Source organism: Streptomyces sp. MI02-7b, assembly GCF_033793585.1.
GTDB lineage: Bacteria > Actinomycetota > Actinomycetes > Streptomycetales > Streptomycetaceae > Actinacidiphila.
Genome location: NZ_JARAWX010000035.1, coordinates 58245 through 72513, shown reverse-complemented (window position 1 = coordinate 72513; position 14269 = coordinate 58245). Strand labels below are relative to the sequence as shown.

General features: G+C 66.6%; 13 protein-coding genes. 6 read left to right on the top strand and 7 right to left on the bottom strand.

Annotation, left to right across the window (positions count from 1 at the left end; translation table 11 throughout):
* Window positions 1-95: 95 nt before the first annotated feature.
* Window positions 96-905 carry a TIGR02391 family protein gene (locus PV364_RS37040; protein ID WP_319665323.1) on the top strand — a complete coding sequence of 270 codons (810 nt, stop codon included), beginning with the start codon at window positions 96-98 and terminating at the stop codon, window positions 903-905.
* A 335-nt stretch (window positions 906-1240) separates the two neighbouring features.
* Here PV364_RS37040 and PV364_RS37035 read toward each other — a convergent pair whose 3' ends face one another.
* Both PV364_RS37035 and PV364_RS37030 read right to left on the bottom strand, forming a co-directional pair.
* Entirely contained in the window at window positions 1241-2113 is an 873-nt protein-coding gene (locus PV364_RS37035) for an IS3 family transposase (protein ID WP_319665322.1), read from the bottom strand.
* Entirely contained in the window at window positions 2110-2418 is a 309-nt protein-coding gene (locus PV364_RS37030; RefSeq protein ID WP_415924660.1) for a transposase, read from the bottom strand. The genes PV364_RS37035 and PV364_RS37030 overlap by 4 nt, the downstream gene beginning before the upstream one ends.
* Window positions 2419-2455: 37 nt before the next feature.
* On the opposite strand from PV364_RS37030, the gene PV364_RS41430 reads away from it, so the two are divergent.
* Complete coding sequence (locus PV364_RS41430; protein WP_415924659.1) at window positions 2456-2686, top strand: helicase associated domain-containing protein; 231 nt, start codon at window positions 2456-2458, stop codon at window positions 2684-2686.
* 134 nt (window positions 2687-2820) lie between these two features.
* Here PV364_RS41430 and PV364_RS37025 read toward each other — a convergent pair whose 3' ends face one another.
* The 3 genes from PV364_RS37025 to PV364_RS37015 all read right to left on the bottom strand — a co-directional run bounded on the left by PV364_RS37025 (window position 2821) and on the right by PV364_RS37015 (window position 5150).
* Window positions 2821-3381, bottom strand: a complete 561-nt coding sequence (locus PV364_RS37025; RefSeq protein WP_319665321.1) for a hypothetical protein — start codon at window positions 3379-3381, stop codon at window positions 2821-2823.
* 313 nt (window positions 3382-3694) lie between these two features.
* Window positions 3695-4246, bottom strand: coding sequence for a hypothetical protein (locus tag PV364_RS37020; protein ID WP_319665320.1), 552 nt, complete (start codon window positions 4244-4246; stop codon window positions 3695-3697).
* Between the two features lie 592 nt (window positions 4247-4838).
* Window positions 4839-5150, bottom strand: coding sequence for a hypothetical protein (locus PV364_RS37015; protein ID WP_319665319.1), 312 nt, complete (start codon window positions 5148-5150; stop codon window positions 4839-4841).
* Window positions 5151-5405: 255 nt separating this feature from the next.
* On the opposite strand from PV364_RS37015, the gene PV364_RS37010 reads away from it, so the two are divergent.
* Window positions 5406-7346, top strand: coding sequence for an AAA family ATPase (locus PV364_RS37010; protein WP_319665318.1), 1941 nt, complete (start codon window positions 5406-5408; stop codon window positions 7344-7346).
* A gap of 199 nt (window positions 7347-7545) precedes the next feature.
* Here the strand turns inward: PV364_RS37010 and PV364_RS37005 are convergent, their stop codons facing one another.
* Both PV364_RS37005 and PV364_RS37000 read right to left on the bottom strand, forming a co-directional pair.
* Window positions 7546-7668, bottom strand: a complete 123-nt coding sequence (locus tag PV364_RS37005) for a hypothetical protein (protein WP_319665317.1) — start codon at window positions 7666-7668, stop codon at window positions 7546-7548.
* A gap of 69 nt (window positions 7669-7737) precedes the next feature.
* Entirely contained in the window at window positions 7738-10101 is a 2364-nt protein-coding gene (locus PV364_RS37000) for a SpoIIE family protein phosphatase (RefSeq protein ID WP_319665331.1), read from the bottom strand.
* A 720-nt stretch (window positions 10102-10821) separates the two neighbouring features.
* Between PV364_RS37000 and PV364_RS36995 the strand changes: the two genes are divergently transcribed.
* The 3 genes from PV364_RS36995 to PV364_RS36985 all read left to right on the top strand — a co-directional run bounded on the left by PV364_RS36995 (window position 10822) and on the right by PV364_RS36985 (window position 13707).
* The gene (locus tag PV364_RS36995; RefSeq protein ID WP_319665316.1) at window positions 10822-11892 is read left to right on the top strand and encodes an LLM class flavin-dependent oxidoreductase; all 1071 of its coding nucleotides are present in this window, start codon (window positions 10822-10824) and stop codon (window positions 11890-11892) included.
* Window positions 11889-12455, top strand: a complete 567-nt coding sequence (msuE, locus tag PV364_RS36990) for an FMN reductase (RefSeq protein ID WP_319665315.1) — start codon at window positions 11889-11891, stop codon at window positions 12453-12455. Before PV364_RS36995 ends, msuE begins: the two co-directional genes overlap by 4 nt.
* A 190-nt stretch (window positions 12456-12645) precedes the next feature.
* Window positions 12646-13707: an ABC transporter permease gene (locus tag PV364_RS36985; protein ID WP_319665314.1), complete on the top strand. Its 1062-nt coding sequence runs from the start codon at window positions 12646-12648 to the stop codon at window positions 13705-13707.
* Window positions 13708-14269: the final 562 nt, after the last annotated feature.

Here is a 14269-nt window from a genome sequence, read left to right as displayed (position 1 = left end):
CCGGCCGGTATTCGACCGTCGGGGGTTCACCGGGTGTGACAGGCTGGCGGGTTGGCCAGGGTGTGGGCCAGGGCCACTGGGGAGGGGTGAACGGGATGACGGCGAAGATCGCGCCGTGGCCGGCGACGGCCGTCGCGGCGGTCGCGGGGGTGCTCGGCGACACCGATGACGGGCTGACAAAGCGCGAGATCGACGACCTGCTGGCCGCGGTGCGGGTGCCACCGGTCGAGGGGTCTTCCAAGCGGGACCGGCTGACCCAGTCGCTGCTGGCCCGCCAGGACCGCGATCAGGCGGCGAACTGCGTGGTGGCGTTCATCCGGGAGGCGATGGCGCCGGTGCGGTACGCGCAGCGGCCTGCGGTGTTCTCCCGCCGCCAGGACGACCTGAACGAGGTCCTGGTCCATCTCGGGCTGCGGGTCACCGAGGCCGGGCAGGTGGCACGCGGCCCGGTCGCGGCGACCCTGTCGGAGGCGGCGCGGCACGCCAGTTCGCTGCGCGCGGAGCTGCGCCGGCGCGAGACGCACCCGGAGGTTCTGCGGTACTGCACCGAGGAGATCCTGGCGAAGAACGCCTTCCACGCCGGCTTGGAGGCGGTGAAGTCGGTCGCGGACCGGCTGCGGACGATGACCGGCGAGCAGCTGGACGGGGCGCGGCTGGTGGACGCGGTGCTGATGCCCGGCAGCGGGATCGCGCGGGTGGCGGTGAACACCGGCAGCACGCCCACGGAGCTCGACGAGCAGAAGGGCCTGGCGAACCTGGTCAAGGGCCTGTTCTCCATGTTCCGGAACCCGGCCGCACACGACCCGCGGCTGCACCGCCCGGTCACCGACGCCGAACTGCTGGAGCTGCTGACCACGCTGTCGATGGTCCACCGGCGCTTGGACCACGCCCGCATCCGACCGTGACGCCCCCGGCGCTCCCTCGGGCGACTCGTGCAGTTCCCGGTAGACGTTCCCGGCGCGCTGCCCCAGGTCGTCGTGCCTTCACTGAACTACCGGGGCTGCGCTCTGCTCTGCCGTGCCGACCGAACTTGGCGAAGGAACCTGAAAAAGACTCCGCTGCCGTGTAAAGAGAATCCGGGGCCCGTCCCTCTTCAGTGGTGACGGCCGCCCCCGAGCGGGGGCCTTGACCCCCCGGCCCGCCACCGGGGGAACACTGGCTCGAGGCAGTGTCTCCAGACCCGTGCAACGCGTGTGCTGAGCTTGTTCCGCTTTGACGGACACCATTGATGTGGTGGTGGTCAGGCTGCGTGTGCGGTCTCGTAGTCGGCGGGACTGACGTAGCCGAGGCTGCTGTGCAGTCGGTGCAAGTTGTACCAGCTCTCGATGAAGTCGAAGATCGCGGTGCGTGCGGCGGCCCGAGTGGGCCAGGAGGCCGTGTCGAGCAATTCGCGTTTGATGGTGGCGAAGAACGATTCGGCCAGTGCGTTGTCCCAGCACTGCCCAGTGCGACCGACCGACAAGGAAACTCCGAACTGGTCTGCCAGGACTGCGAATTGCTGGCTGGTGTATTGGCTTCCGCGGTCCGAGTGAAAGATCACTTGCCGCGTTGGGCGACGCTGCCGGCAGGCGGCGGTCAGGGCGTCGGCCACAAGATCGGTGCGCATGTGGTCGGCCGTCTCCCAACCGATCACGCGGCGTGAGGCGATGTCGATGACGGTGGCCAGGTAGAGCCAGCCCTCGTCGGTCGGGATGTAGGTGATGTCACCGCACCAGCGGACGTCCAGCCCGGTGGGGTCGGGCTGGAAGTTTCGGGCGATGAGGTCGGGACGGGTGGCGGCCCGGGGATCGGGAACGGTGGTCAGGTGCCGTCGTCGGCGGTGCATGCCTGCCAGCCCGGCCGCCCGCATCAGCCGGGCGACACGGCGACGCCCGCACGCGGCGCCGTCGCGCTGGAGAGCGGCGTGGACGCGTGGGGCACCGTAGGTTCCCCGGGACCTCGTGTGGACGGCGGTGATCTGCTCGGTCAGCTCGGCGTCGCGGACCGCGCGAGGACCGGCGATGCCGGTGCGGCGGGCATAGTAGGCGGCTCGGGAGACCTTCAATAGCTCACACGCCCGTTTGACACTGTGACCTGCGCGTTTCTCCGCCTCGATGAACGGGTGCACCGTCACCGGGTCTCCTTCGCGAAGAAAGCCGTGGCCCGCTTGAGGATGTCGACGTCCTCGCGCAGTCGGCGGTTCTCCCGCCGTAGCGCGGCCAGTTCCTCGCGTTCGCTGCTGGTCAGGCCGTCACGCTCGCCGGTGTCGACCTCGGCCTGCTTGACCCAGTCGCGCACCGCGGTCTCGGTCAGGTCGAAATCCTTGGCGATCTGCCCGACCGTACGGTCACCGCGCCGGCACAGCTCGACGATCTCGGCCTTGAACTGTGGCGTGAACGATCGGCGAGGGCGTGGCTTCTTCTTCCCCATGCTCTCCATGACGGACATCCTCCCGGGGCAGAACCCCTGATCTCGAATGTCCGTCAAAGCGGATCAAGCCCAGGAGGGGCATATGCAGGTACCGCAGGCACACTGCGAGGGCTCCTACCCCCTCGGTGTGAAGGTTGCGACCATCCGAGGTCACTACCGGCAAGGGAAACTCCCGGCCGAGCGTGCAAACACCCTTGCCTCCCTGACCGGCTGGACCTGGGAGAACGACCGCAGCCGTCGCCGTAGCCGTGAGCAGGTGCAACTCGACCTCGTCTGAGCCGATCGTGGTGCCCTCCGCGGCAAGTTCGCCATCCCTCCTCTGCCTGGATGCAGAAGTGGTCGTCCGGGAGTAGTCCGATCCGATCGCGTGGGAGGGGTGAGGAGGCCGGCCACGGAGGATCTCGGGGAACGTTACGCCTCGGGCTGCCCCTGGTCCGCGTCCCATGCGTCACGGGTCGTCAGGTGCGCCCAGGCGACGACGTTCCAACCCTGGGGGTAGATCACGATTTCAGGCCGAAGCTTGTCCGTGGTGGTGATGCGGATGCGGTCATAAGGCAGACTGCGGTCGATTTCGACGATCTCCACTGGTGGGAACTGGTGGGCGGCTCCAGTGTCGGAGAAGAAGTGCACGCCGCCGGTCACTGTGGGTACGGCGAGGCCAGATTCGTGTGCCGTGTCATCCGGGTGCTGCCGGCTGTATGCAGGTGTTGGAGCGCCGCTGATCCCGGCGGCGCTGTCTGCAGCGGCTCGCCGATTCCAGGCTGCGGTCGCCTCGTTGCGGGCGTCAACCTGGCGCATCAGTTGCCAGGTGATCAGGATAACGAGCACGCCCCAGGAGATGTCGTGCGTGACGTCTGCGAGACCCCAGGCAATCAGTGTGAGAACCACGATGGGGCCGAGGTCTCGGCCGGAGCTTGAGCCTGCGACTTGTGCACCGTAGGTGAAGTTGCGTTCGCTTCGGTCTCTCGGCACGACTGCTCCTGGTGAAAGTACGGTGTTGCGCTGGAATCGGCATTCTCACCGATCCGGGCGCGCTACGGGGACCTCTATCACGAGTAGGGGATCGGCCGGGCCCCGCCGGTCGGGCCGTCTCGTCCCAGGGCCATCTGAGGGCCACGGCGGCCTGGCCCTGCGTGGCTATCTACGGCAGGGGCTCGGCAGGCTCGAGGGCCGCGACGTCGGCAGCGTAAAGCGGGCCCGAATCCGCATGCCGCTCGCCAACGTCGTCACTGGACTACCTTGATGCCGCATCGGCCTTGGGCGACGGTGACACACAGTAGGAGGTTCATCGACTGGTAACCCCGAGGTCCCGACGCATCTCATCCCTCAGGGCCTCCAGCCGAGGCCACAGGTCGGCGATCCGCTGCGTCAGCTGCTCCAATTCGCCGCCCGGCCTCTGCCTTTCCCCGCTGAGCTGCTTGACCAGCCCGCGGGCAATGCGCAACGACCCGTTCACGGCGCCAAGCAGGGGGAGAACGCCGTCGGAGACGATCATGTGTGCCTCCGCGTGCGTCACCACGTACTGGTTCCAGCGCTCCTCCATTTCCTCGAGCACGTCAGCATTCAAGGTGCCGGTGGCCTCAAGACCATGGCGGCAGTCGGACAGGGCGTCACGCAAGCTGCGCGCCGTTGAATTCAGACGTGTGTAGGCGGCACGGCGTTCATCGAGCAGGCGGCTGTCCCAATCATGGAGGCGGTCCTCCGCTCGGCGCTGATCGATTCTGTGCTGTTCCCGATTCTGAGCCCGTTCTGCACCGCGTTGCGACAGAAGCACCGACGCCAGGGAAACCCCACCGCCGATCAGCGCCGCCGCGATAGCCAAGAGCGCCGCACCCAAGTCCGCCCCCCGTTCCTTTCCCGCCCCCAAGGCAGGTTCCGCGCATACAACCATGCCAGGCAGCCGGCCTCTGCGGGTCTCGATGACGCCTCAGGGCTCAAGCCTGAGGCAGCTGCCCCAGTCGGGGCCCGTCGTCGACCTGTGACGCGACAACGGCTGCGATTGCAGGATCGCTGAAGGAGGGCCCCTGCCTGGCTTCCGGCACTGCTACTGACTGAGTGGGCACGTCGGTTCCGAAGCGGCGCGCAGCCTCGAGCAGACTTTGCAGGATCTCCAGGGCGCGGGAACCGATCTGTCTCCCGGCCGGGCCCGGTGAGCGATCAGCGCCGTTTCGCCATCCGGTTCGACGGTGCCGTGGACGGTGCAGGCCGCCGCCGGATGGCAGTGACCGCATTGTTCGCGCGGTCAGTGGAGCGGCCCGGGCGGGGGCGCGACGTCGCCTAGGGCTTCGGAGCCGGAGTCCCTTGCAGCATCTGGTCGGAGTCGGCATCGTGCTCGTCTTCTCCCGCGGTTTCGTCGCCGTACGGTCCGTGGCCGCGCGGTCCCGCGGCTCCAACGGCACGGGCTCCCTTGGCCCGGTGCGCGCCGGGCATCACGCTTGCCCTGCCAGGGGCGGGGCGAGGGCGTCGATCAGGACGCGGAGAGTAAGTAGTGCGGCTGCGTTAGTCCCGGGAGAAGCCAAGGCGTGGACCGTGGTGGTGAAGACCTGGCCGAGGGGGCTGTTGGTCACGATGTCGGGCTGGTCCCGCAGCTGAGCTCGCACGGTATGCTCGCTCCAGCGGGCGTGGGCGAGGCCTTCCGCGAGGTCGCACTCATGGGCCGTGGGCAGCCATGTCCCGGCCCGGTACTCCTGCGTCAGGACTGCGGTGATCTGCGCCAGAGCAGTCACGGCGGTGGTCGACATGCACGGTGTAACGAGTGGCCGCCTTGTCAGTGCACGCTTCCAGGCGGGTCGAAGCGCCCGTGACCACGACTGCCGGCCAGCCCGGCCAGGTGAGGAAGCCGCAGTCGCCCTCCGTGCCGGGTGGGCATGGCTTCACATTAGGTGACGCGACAACTGCTGCCGCCTGCCCCTGACCCAAGGTCCATGCGCTGGCGGCCCGGAGCTTCAGATTCTGCAAGGATCATCGCCAGTAGCTGATGAAGGGGCGGGCACAGGGTGAGACTCAGCAGGATCACGGCACAAGGCTTCTTGTCCTTCGCCGACCTCAGCATGGACTTGGAGCAGGGTCTGACCGTGGTCACCGGCCCCAATGGTTCAGGCAAGTCGAACCTGTGCCAGGTACTCAGCGCTGTGTCCGCGGTCCTGAATCGCCACCTCGACCCGGAGCAACGCGATCTGCTCTCCCTGTACGAGCAAGCCGGCCACCACGGGGCTACCGCCTTCACGTTGACGGTCTCCTTCGAACTGGACCAGTCATGGGAACAGGACCTGGTCACTGACTTCGTGAAGGCCTCGTACATCAGCGTCGCCTGCCAGAAATACAACGGGATGGGCCCCAGCACCGAAGAGTTGGAGCAAGCCGCCGAAACCTGCATCACCACGGACTCGGTGGCCGCACTGTTCCGCGGCACGCTCCGGTTGGACTTCGACTCCCACCGGCACACTGGCTGGTCGTCCGCTTGGCAGTTCGACTATGGCAAGGACACCTTCCACATCCAGTTGGAGGGCCCCTGGCGGGAGCAGCTCCGCCCCGGAGCGGCCCAGGGCTGGAAGACCGTAGCCATGGAGCAGCTGACCGAAGAACCGGCGCCCGAAGTGATCGACTTCCCGGCCATCCTGGACCGCCTTGAGCAGCCGGTCATGTTCCACATGCCCACGCTCAACGACGCTTCCAGCCCCCGGCCCGTCTCCATGACAACGCTCGCCGAGGCGCTGGGGCTGACCGAGCGGCATTCCGTGCCCTTCGTCGCCGTCCTCGGGAAGATCTGGGCTGCGGGCGTCTCGGTGACCGTCAATCGGCGCCTGCCCGCGCGCCGGCACTTCTCCCTCGATGAACTGGCGGACCCCCTAGATCTGAGCGACGGCAGCCGTGTCTCGGGCGAGTTGTACAGGCTGAAGAACGGTGGGCGTGAACAACGCGAGGGCTTCGGCAGAGCGCAGGAGATGTTTCACACCATCACCGGGGCGCGCCTGGAGGTGCAGTCATCTCCCGAGGCAGACGGGATAGCCATTGATGTCATGATCGACGCCGGACGTGGTGAACGCCGTGCCGAGTTCAGCGGAGCAGGGCTGCAGGAGGTCGTCCTGCTGGCGGCCCTGACAGCGGGTGGGCCCGGACGGGTCATCGTGCTGGACGAACCGGCGGTCCATCTGCATCCGACCATGCAGCGACGGATCGCCACAACCGCCCTGCGTGATGTACAAGCCCTCCTGATCACCCACAGCGCGGACCTGGTCCCGGTGGCCACAGAGGCCGATCTCAAGCGCATCGTCCGTCTGGCACCGGGGCCGGACGGAGCGACCACTGTCCGGCGCGCCCAGGCCAAGGCCGCTTCGGCCCTTGCTGGCTGGATCCAGAACCTGGCCGCCGCTGACACCAGGGCCCTGCTCTTCGCCCGCGCCGTGATCCTCTGCGAGGGCGCGACGGAAACCGGCGCCCTCGGTCAATGGTGGAACAACACCGGCACCCAGTTGGGGCCGGAGGCGGCCAACGTCCCGCTGCTGGACGTCGGAGGGCACAACAACTTCGGCGGCTACATCAAATACCTCTCCGCCTTCGACGTTCCCTGGGTTGTCATAGCCGACGGGCCAGTCCTGCGCGTCACCAGCGGACTCTCCAAACAACTCAACAATCTGGGACTTCGACCCCCCAACCCGCCTGACGATGAGAACGACTTCACCGCCTGGACCGACTACTGGAAGACCGCGGGAGTGTTCACCCTCGCCGACCAGTTCGGCGATGACCGCCGCAGCAAGTCCGGAGAACTGGAGGCGTACCTGCGACGCCTGGACGCCCAGGTCCTCGACGAGGCTCAAAAAGCCACCACCAGCAAGCCCCGGGTGGGCGCCCTCTTCGCCACCCACTACCCCCACGGCACGCCTGCCGAGGTTGCCGCCCTGTACAAGGACATAGCCACGTACCTACGTCTCGGCTGACGCCCCTGCCTACCTTCGGCAGCTTTCCTGCCGCTGAGGTGCTGGCCCCGTTCTCGAGTAGGAAGCGGGGCGAACGCCGGGCGGGGGCTCCTATCGCCACCGATCGGCGGTGGCAGGAGCCCCATCCGTCCGGGCGGTGGGACAGGCTGTGCCACAGGATCGGCCACAAGTAGTGGGTGCCATCGGGCACCGCGTTCGCTCATGTCCAAGCCGGGTCCAACCACTGGCTCAGGCCGAGGTCACACGCCCGCTCCTTCAGCCTGAACAGTGAGGCCGAATTGACGGCTTTCAGCTCGCGAGGCAACGGCTGATCGAAGTCCATCGCCCCATGCTGCTCGACGGCACCCCACGATGAGGAGCCGACCCCAAGGTGTCATCCCGTTAAGAGTTCTTAGCCGACGGGTTCCAGTTGCTGTTCCGCCCAAATAATCTTGCCTTCGACGAGGTGTCGGCTGCCCCACCGCGAGGACATTTGGGCGACGAGGAAGAGGCCGCGACCCCCCTCATCGAAGGTCCGCGCCCGGCGCATGTGGGGGGCGGCGTTACTGCCGTCGGTGACTTCGCAGATCAACGCTTTATCCTTGATCAGCCGCAGCTGAATGGGCGCACGTCCGTAGCGCAGGGCGTTGGTGACAAGTTCGCTAACGATGAGCTCGGTGGCAAACATTTTGTCCTCCAGGCCCCAGAACCTCAGTTTCTCGGCGGTCCGATCCCGTATGCCCGCCACCGCAGATGCGTCGGCTGGCACCTCCCACTGGGCAACATTGGACGGATCCAGGACCCGGGTCCGCGCCACAAGCAACGCGGCATCGTCGCCACCTGGCCCAGACGGTGCCGTCGTGAGGATGTCGTCGCAAACGGCCGCGGGCGACCTGCCCGCATGGCCGAGGCACTCCTGGAGCCGTGCAATGCCGGCATCGAGGTCCCGATCCCGTGACTCCACCACACCGTCGGTGAAAAGGACGAGGAGGGAACCTTCCGGGAGCACCAGTTCCGCTGACTCGAAGGGCAGTCCTCCCACTCCCAGCGGTGGCCCCTCTGGAAGGTCTAGTAGATCGCTGGTTCCATCCGGTAGGACCAGCACGGGCGCCACGTGTGCGGCACGTGCGAGTCGGCAACGATGGGAGACCGGGTCGTAGACCGCGTAGAGGACGGACGCTCCGACTTCCGGTTCGGTCCTGTTGTCCCCGGCCTCCTGATCCAGTTGGATCACGATGTCGTCGAGGCAGGCCAGCAGTTCCTCGGGCGAAAGGTCGACGTCCGCAAGTGTGCGCACCACCGAACGCAGCCGCCCCATGGTCGCGGCCGCCTGCACACCATGGCCTACGACGTCGCCAACAACCAGTGCCACCCGCGTTCCGGACAGGGGGATCACGTCGAACCAGTCGCCTCCGACGCCTGCTGCACGGTCGGCGGGCCGGTAACCGTAGGCGGCGTCAACCGCATTCTGCGCAGGGGGCTCCCGGGGGAGCAGACTCTGCTGCAGGGTAAGGGATGTGCTGTGCTCGCGCTCATAGTGGCGGGCGTTGTCGATGCACACCGCGGTGGTCTCGGCAAGTTCCTCGACAAGCAGAAGGTCATTCTTGTCGAAGGGGAGTTCGTGGCGCAGCAGCGTGACGACTCCGAGTGTGGTGCCACGGACGGTCAACGGCGCGCAGATGGCTCCGCCGCCGCGACGGCACTCCGGGCTGGGGTTCTGCTCGGGCCAGGTGGCCGCCTTGTGCGGAAGATCGACGCGTACGGCCCTCCCTTCCCGCAGGGCCCGGCCTGGCAGGGAATGGCGGTCCACTGTACGCCAGACCGGGATTGCGCTGTCTGCGACGCTTCCCTCCGTTCGACTGCGGTCTGGCGTGTCGCCATTCGTCGCAACGAGGCGCATTTCTATTGGGCCGCCCGAACTCGCTCTGTCGTTACCCAAGGTCGCGGGCAGTAGATGAACCAGCGCGACGTCAGCGAGATCGGGGACGGAGAGGTCGCCGAACTCGCAGGCTGTTCTTTCGACGTTCAGTGAATGACCGATGGTACGGCGTGCCTTGTCGAGCAGGACGAGACGTTGCCGCGCCCAGAATTCAGCGGAGTTGTCGCGTGCCATCGTGCACAGCGCAACCACCGTGCCGTGCTGGTCTCGAACGGGATCGATACGGATAACCCATTCATGGGGTCGATATTCTCCCTGCACCTGCTCATAGGTGCGAATGGATTGCGCCGTTCCGGTATCACGCACCTGACGCATGGCCTGCTCGACCGCATGGTGCTGATGCTCAGGCGAAATGATTTCCGTCAGCAATCGACCCCGAATGTGGGTGACATCTGTGCCGAATTGCTGGCACGTACGGTCGTTCGCCCACAATAGCTGCAACCCCAGGGACCACAGGATCATGCCGTCAGACGATTGCGCCCAGGACTCCTCCAATAGGTTGTGGCAAACCGCGTTGCCGGGCGGCCGGCTCATCACCCAGACAGTGGATTTTCCGGCCGCGAATGACGGCTGCAGCAGCACGTCCGCTTCTATAAAGTGTCCTCTTTTATGACGGAGGGTGCTTCGGCCACCCCCGCGCGCCACAAGTTCTGCGACTGCAGCCTGGTCTTGGCCTCCGACGAGGAGGCCGAGTGCTGGTCGGCCTATGATCTCGGCTCGGTCGTAGCCAAGGAGTGCCTCGGCTTCTTCGCTCCAGCCGTCCACACTGCCGTCGGGGTCGACAGATATGAATGCCACAGGGTTCCCGGCGTGGAAGATGCTGCACACGTTCCCCATCTCCGCCGCTTGTGAGCACACGTCGACCTCCCGTCCGGCCGGGAGGTCAATTCTACCCCTTCTCACGCGGGGGCAACTCGCCGAGGAAATCATGCATAGTGTCTGCACGTTCAGCCGGGCACCAATTCTCGACAGCCACCGACCCTGCCGAATTTCCGATAATTTTGAAAGGCAGGAATCATTTACAGCTCACCGGTCGGCAAGTTGACGAAATTCCACTTGCTCGGGGCGCCGGAATAACGATGCATATGCGAATCGTGAATTACGGGCGCCCAGCGTCATCGCGTCTGCGGACGCGCTGGCGCCCATCAACAGGAGCAGCGAAGCCAGCCGCGACAGCGCGGACAAGGCGCACAGACTTCGGCCGCACCACGAGCCTGGAGCCTCATACGCTGCCGAATGCGTTCTCCCTCCCACTGGAGTGGCCTGCCCGCCGGCGGTCACCTCCGCCCCTCCCTTGCTGTCGTGGGCGTCACTCCCGACGGCCTCGCCTTGATCGAGGTCGATCCCGGCACCACGGTCGGCGAGAGCCTCACGGCGACCGCGCTCGCTGTCACGGGAGACCGCGCCGCCCGAAGCCCCTGCTCCAGTCCTCATCTGTCACCGCAGCTCCCCTAAGTAGTTCGTTGCGCAACGAATAAAATTGTGGGATCAATGGTTGCACACCACTGGGGCACGACCTTCCTCAGTCGCCATCCCGCTACAGAAGGGGGGCCTGTCATGGCCTTCGAGCTCGGCATCTACCACTTCGGCGAGCTGACGCCGGATCCCACTACCGTCGTCCCGCCCAAGCCCGGAGCGCGGCTACGCGAGCTGATCGAGCAGGCGCGCGCTGCCGATGACGCCGGTCTGGACGTGTTCGCCGTCGGTGAGCACCATCGGACCGACTTCGCGGTCTCCTCTCCTGCCGTCGTTCTGACGGCCATGGCGGAGAACACCCGCGAGATCAAGCTCTCGAGCGCTGTGACGGTATTGAGCTCTGACGACCCGGTCCGCGTCTTCCAGCAGTTCGCCACCCTGGATCTCATCTCCGGTGGCCGCGCGGAGATCATCGCGGGACGCGGCTCGTACACCGAGTCGTTCCCACTGTTCGGATACGACCTGCGTGACTACTCGGATCTCTTCGCGCAGAAGCTTGACCTGCTCCTGCGGCTGCGTGAGGAGAATCCGGTCACCTGGCGGGGAACGATGCGGCCGCCTCTCGACCAGGGGGACATCACTCCCCGGCCGGATCGTGAACTGCCGGTCTGGGTGGCGGTGGGTGGGACGCCCGCTTCGGTGATACGAGCCGCCAGGCTGGGCCTGCCCCTCTCCCTGGCCATCATTGGCGGCAGCTACGCCCAGTTCGCGCCGTTTGCCGAGTTGTACCGGCAGGCAGCCAAAGAAGCCGGACATGATCCGGCACGGCTGAAGGTCTCCATCAACTCCCCCGGCTTCGTCGCCGCCTCCCACCAGGAAGCGATCGAGGTGTCACACCCGTACTTCCAGGCCGGCTGGATGGCCAACCATCATCAGCGCGGGCGTGGTGTCCCGATGCCTCGCCAGGCCTACGAGGCGCAGTCGAGCCCTGCGGGCGCGTTCTTCCTCGGCAGTCCACAGGAGATCATCGACAAGGTCATGGCGCAGTACGAACTGTTCCGGCACGACCGCATGATGATCCAGCTGGGCTTCGGGAACGTCCCGCAAAGGGAAATGCTCAAGTCGATCGAACTCCTGGGCAGCCAGGTGGCGCCGGTCGTCCGCAAGGAGATCGCTTCTCTCGAGGGGTCCGCGACGGAGGAGACGGCATGAGCAGGCCTCTGAACGTGGTCGCGGTCGTGGGGACACTGCGCTCCCCGTCGAAGACGACCGCTCTGGCGGAGCTGATTCTGGCAACTCTCGCGGCACAGACGGAGACGGAGTCGCGGATCATCGAGCTTCATACGCTCGGCCCGGATCTGGCGGGTACTGCGGAGCGTGAGGAGCTCGGAGTGAAGGCGCAGGAAGCGCTGCACGCCGTGGAAGCAGCGGACCTGGTCATCGCGGCCAGCCCGGTCTTCCAGGGCTCCTACAGCGGACTGTTCAAGCACTTCTTCGACTTTGTCGGGCCGTACGCGCTGGCCGCCAAGCCGGTGGTGCTGGCTGCTACAGGAGGCAGCGACCGGCACGCCCTGGTCGTGGAACACGCGCTGCGGCCCCTGTTCGCATTCCTCCAGGCATGGACGGCGCCGGCCGGCATCTACCTCAGTGCGGGCGACTTCGACGGGACCACGATCCTCAATCCCGAGGTCTACGAGCGCATCGAGATGGCGGTCGCCGACGTGGTGCCGGTCGCGGTCGCACTGGCAGGGCTCCGGCAGACGGTCGCCCCCTGACCCGGTCGCCGCAGCACGCCTTGACCGCATCATCCCACTCTCAATATCGTTCGTTGTGCAACTAACTATTCAATTGCCCCGCCTCCGGCTCACCTCCCCCCTCCGGCGGTGGGGCCCTCCCCTTTCTCCTTACCGCTGCCAGGAAGCCTCCGCGCGTTCTTCCTGCCGGCTCACCAGCAAGGACCACGACATGCCACTCACACCCGTCGAACCCCGCGGCGCCCAGGATCGGCCCGCCTCTGCCGCAGGCGGTCACCATGCCCGGCCCGCCCATCGGCTTCGAGAGGGGCTGAACGGAAACAAGGCAACGTTCGTCCCTGTCACCATCGTGGTGGCAATAGGGGCGATCTTCATCAGCGTGTATCTCGCCGCCTTCCACGCACCAACGCCACGCAACCTGCCCGTCGCCGTTGTCGGCACAGCTGCGGACACGCAACGCGTGGAGACACTGCTGGCGTCCCATGCTCCTCACGCTTTTCGTGTCAGAGCGCTTCCGAGCGAGACCGCGGCACGCACCGCCATCGAGCACGGGAAGGTCTTCGGTGCGTACGATCCCCGCGCAGCCCGTGGTCCGCGGCTGTTCTATGCGGGAGCGCACGGCCCATCGGTTGCCGGCGTGGTCACCGCGGCCTTCCGACAGATCACCGCGGCGGAAGGGGGCAAGCTGGAGACCCTCGATGTTGTCCCAGCGCCCCCAAGGGATACCCGTGGGCTCGTCGTGTTCTACACGACGTTCGGCCTGGTGCTCTCCGGCTATCTGTTCGGGATCATGACCTACCAGCTGGCGCCGCGCATCGCGCTGCCTCAACGGCTGGCCAGTCTTGCCGCGTTCGGAGTCGGCGGCGGAGTGACTGTCGCCGCCATCGTCCGCGCTTTCAACGTCCTACCGGCAGCCTTCTTCGGCATCGCCGGGCTGGTGGCACTGGTTGCGCTTGCTGTCGGGTCCGCCACCATGCTGCTTGTGCGTGTGTTCGGCGTAGCCGGTTCCAGCACCGCAGCAGTGCTGTTCATGACGCTTGGTAACGCCACCAGCGGCGGCAGCCTGCCGGCATATTTCCTTCCCGGATGGCTTCACCCGTTCTCTTCCATTCTGCCGGTCGGAGTGGGAGTGCGAGCCGTCAACGGGCTCGCCTTCTTCCACGAGGACGGAGTGGCAAGGGCTGTTGTGATGCTCAGCGCCTGGGCCTTGGCAGGCGTCACCGGCCTCTGGGTTCGCGAGAAGTTCCTCGAGCGCCAGGCTGGGCAACACTGACGCCGCTCCGGCCGGCGTGCGTTGTGGGGGGCCTGCCCCGGCTGGGGTCGGGCCCCCCACAACGCACGTCGGAACGTGGGCCTGGGAAGCAGGGCTGATCGTCGCTGCCGATGGGCGGACGGTATCGCCATGAGCTGCGACGATCAGCCTGCGCTCTTCCTGCCTGGCTGCACTCGTCCCGCGCCGTACTGCCTGCCGGTCTGGACATGCAGGTTGTTGACACCGAGGCACCGCATGGTTGCCGGCCACCGTCGGTACGCAGCTGCTCCTCACGCCCTTCGCCTACCAGCCGACCGCGAACCCTGACCCTCTGCTCCGCGGCCTCCTCGTCCACCCGCGGATTCTGCGTCCGGATGGCGGTTGGCGACGCCCTGCCGCGGGAGCTCCGCACGGCCCCTTGCGGAGAGCGATGCCCACGGACGTCTGCGAACTGCCTACCGGGTCGGGAAACCCAGGTGCTTCGGCCACACGCGGTGAGCCGGGTGGAGTGCCTGGTCAGCACTCGGAACTGAGCCTGGCGAAGCCAAGCGTTTCCCAAATCTCGCTGAGGGTCTTCAGCTGC

Excerpts from the sequence above, each read along its gene's own strand:
- PV364_RS37040 (WP_319665323.1), top strand. The coding sequence starts at position 96 with ATGACGGCGAAGATCGCGCCGTGGCCGGCGACGGCCGTCGCGGCGGTC.
- PV364_RS37030 (WP_415924660.1), bottom strand. The coding sequence starts at position 2,418 with ATGGAGAGCATGGGGAAGAAGAAGCCACGCCCTCGCCGATCGTTCACG.
- PV364_RS41430 (WP_415924659.1), top strand. The coding sequence starts at position 2,456 with ATGTCCGTCAAAGCGGATCAAGCCCAGGAGGGGCATATGCAGGTACCG.
- PV364_RS37015 (WP_319665319.1), bottom strand. The coding sequence starts at position 5,150 with ATGTCGACCACCGCCGTGACTGCTCTGGCGCAGATCACCGCAGTCCTG.
- PV364_RS37005 (WP_319665317.1), bottom strand. The coding sequence starts at position 7,668 with ATGGACTTCGATCAGCCGTTGCCTCGCGAGCTGAAAGCCGTCAATTCG.
- PV364_RS37000 (WP_319665331.1), bottom strand. The coding sequence starts at position 10,101 with ATGGGGAACGTGTGCAGCATCTTCCACGCCGGGAACCCTGTGGCATTC.
- PV364_RS36995 (WP_319665316.1), top strand. The coding sequence starts at position 10,822 with ATGGCCTTCGAGCTCGGCATCTACCACTTCGGCGAGCTGACGCCGGAT.
- msuE (WP_319665315.1), top strand. The coding sequence starts at position 11,889 with ATGAGCAGGCCTCTGAACGTGGTCGCGGTCGTGGGGACACTGCGCTCC.
- PV364_RS36985 (WP_319665314.1), top strand. The coding sequence starts at position 12,646 with ATGCCACTCACACCCGTCGAACCCCGCGGCGCCCAGGATCGGCCCGCC.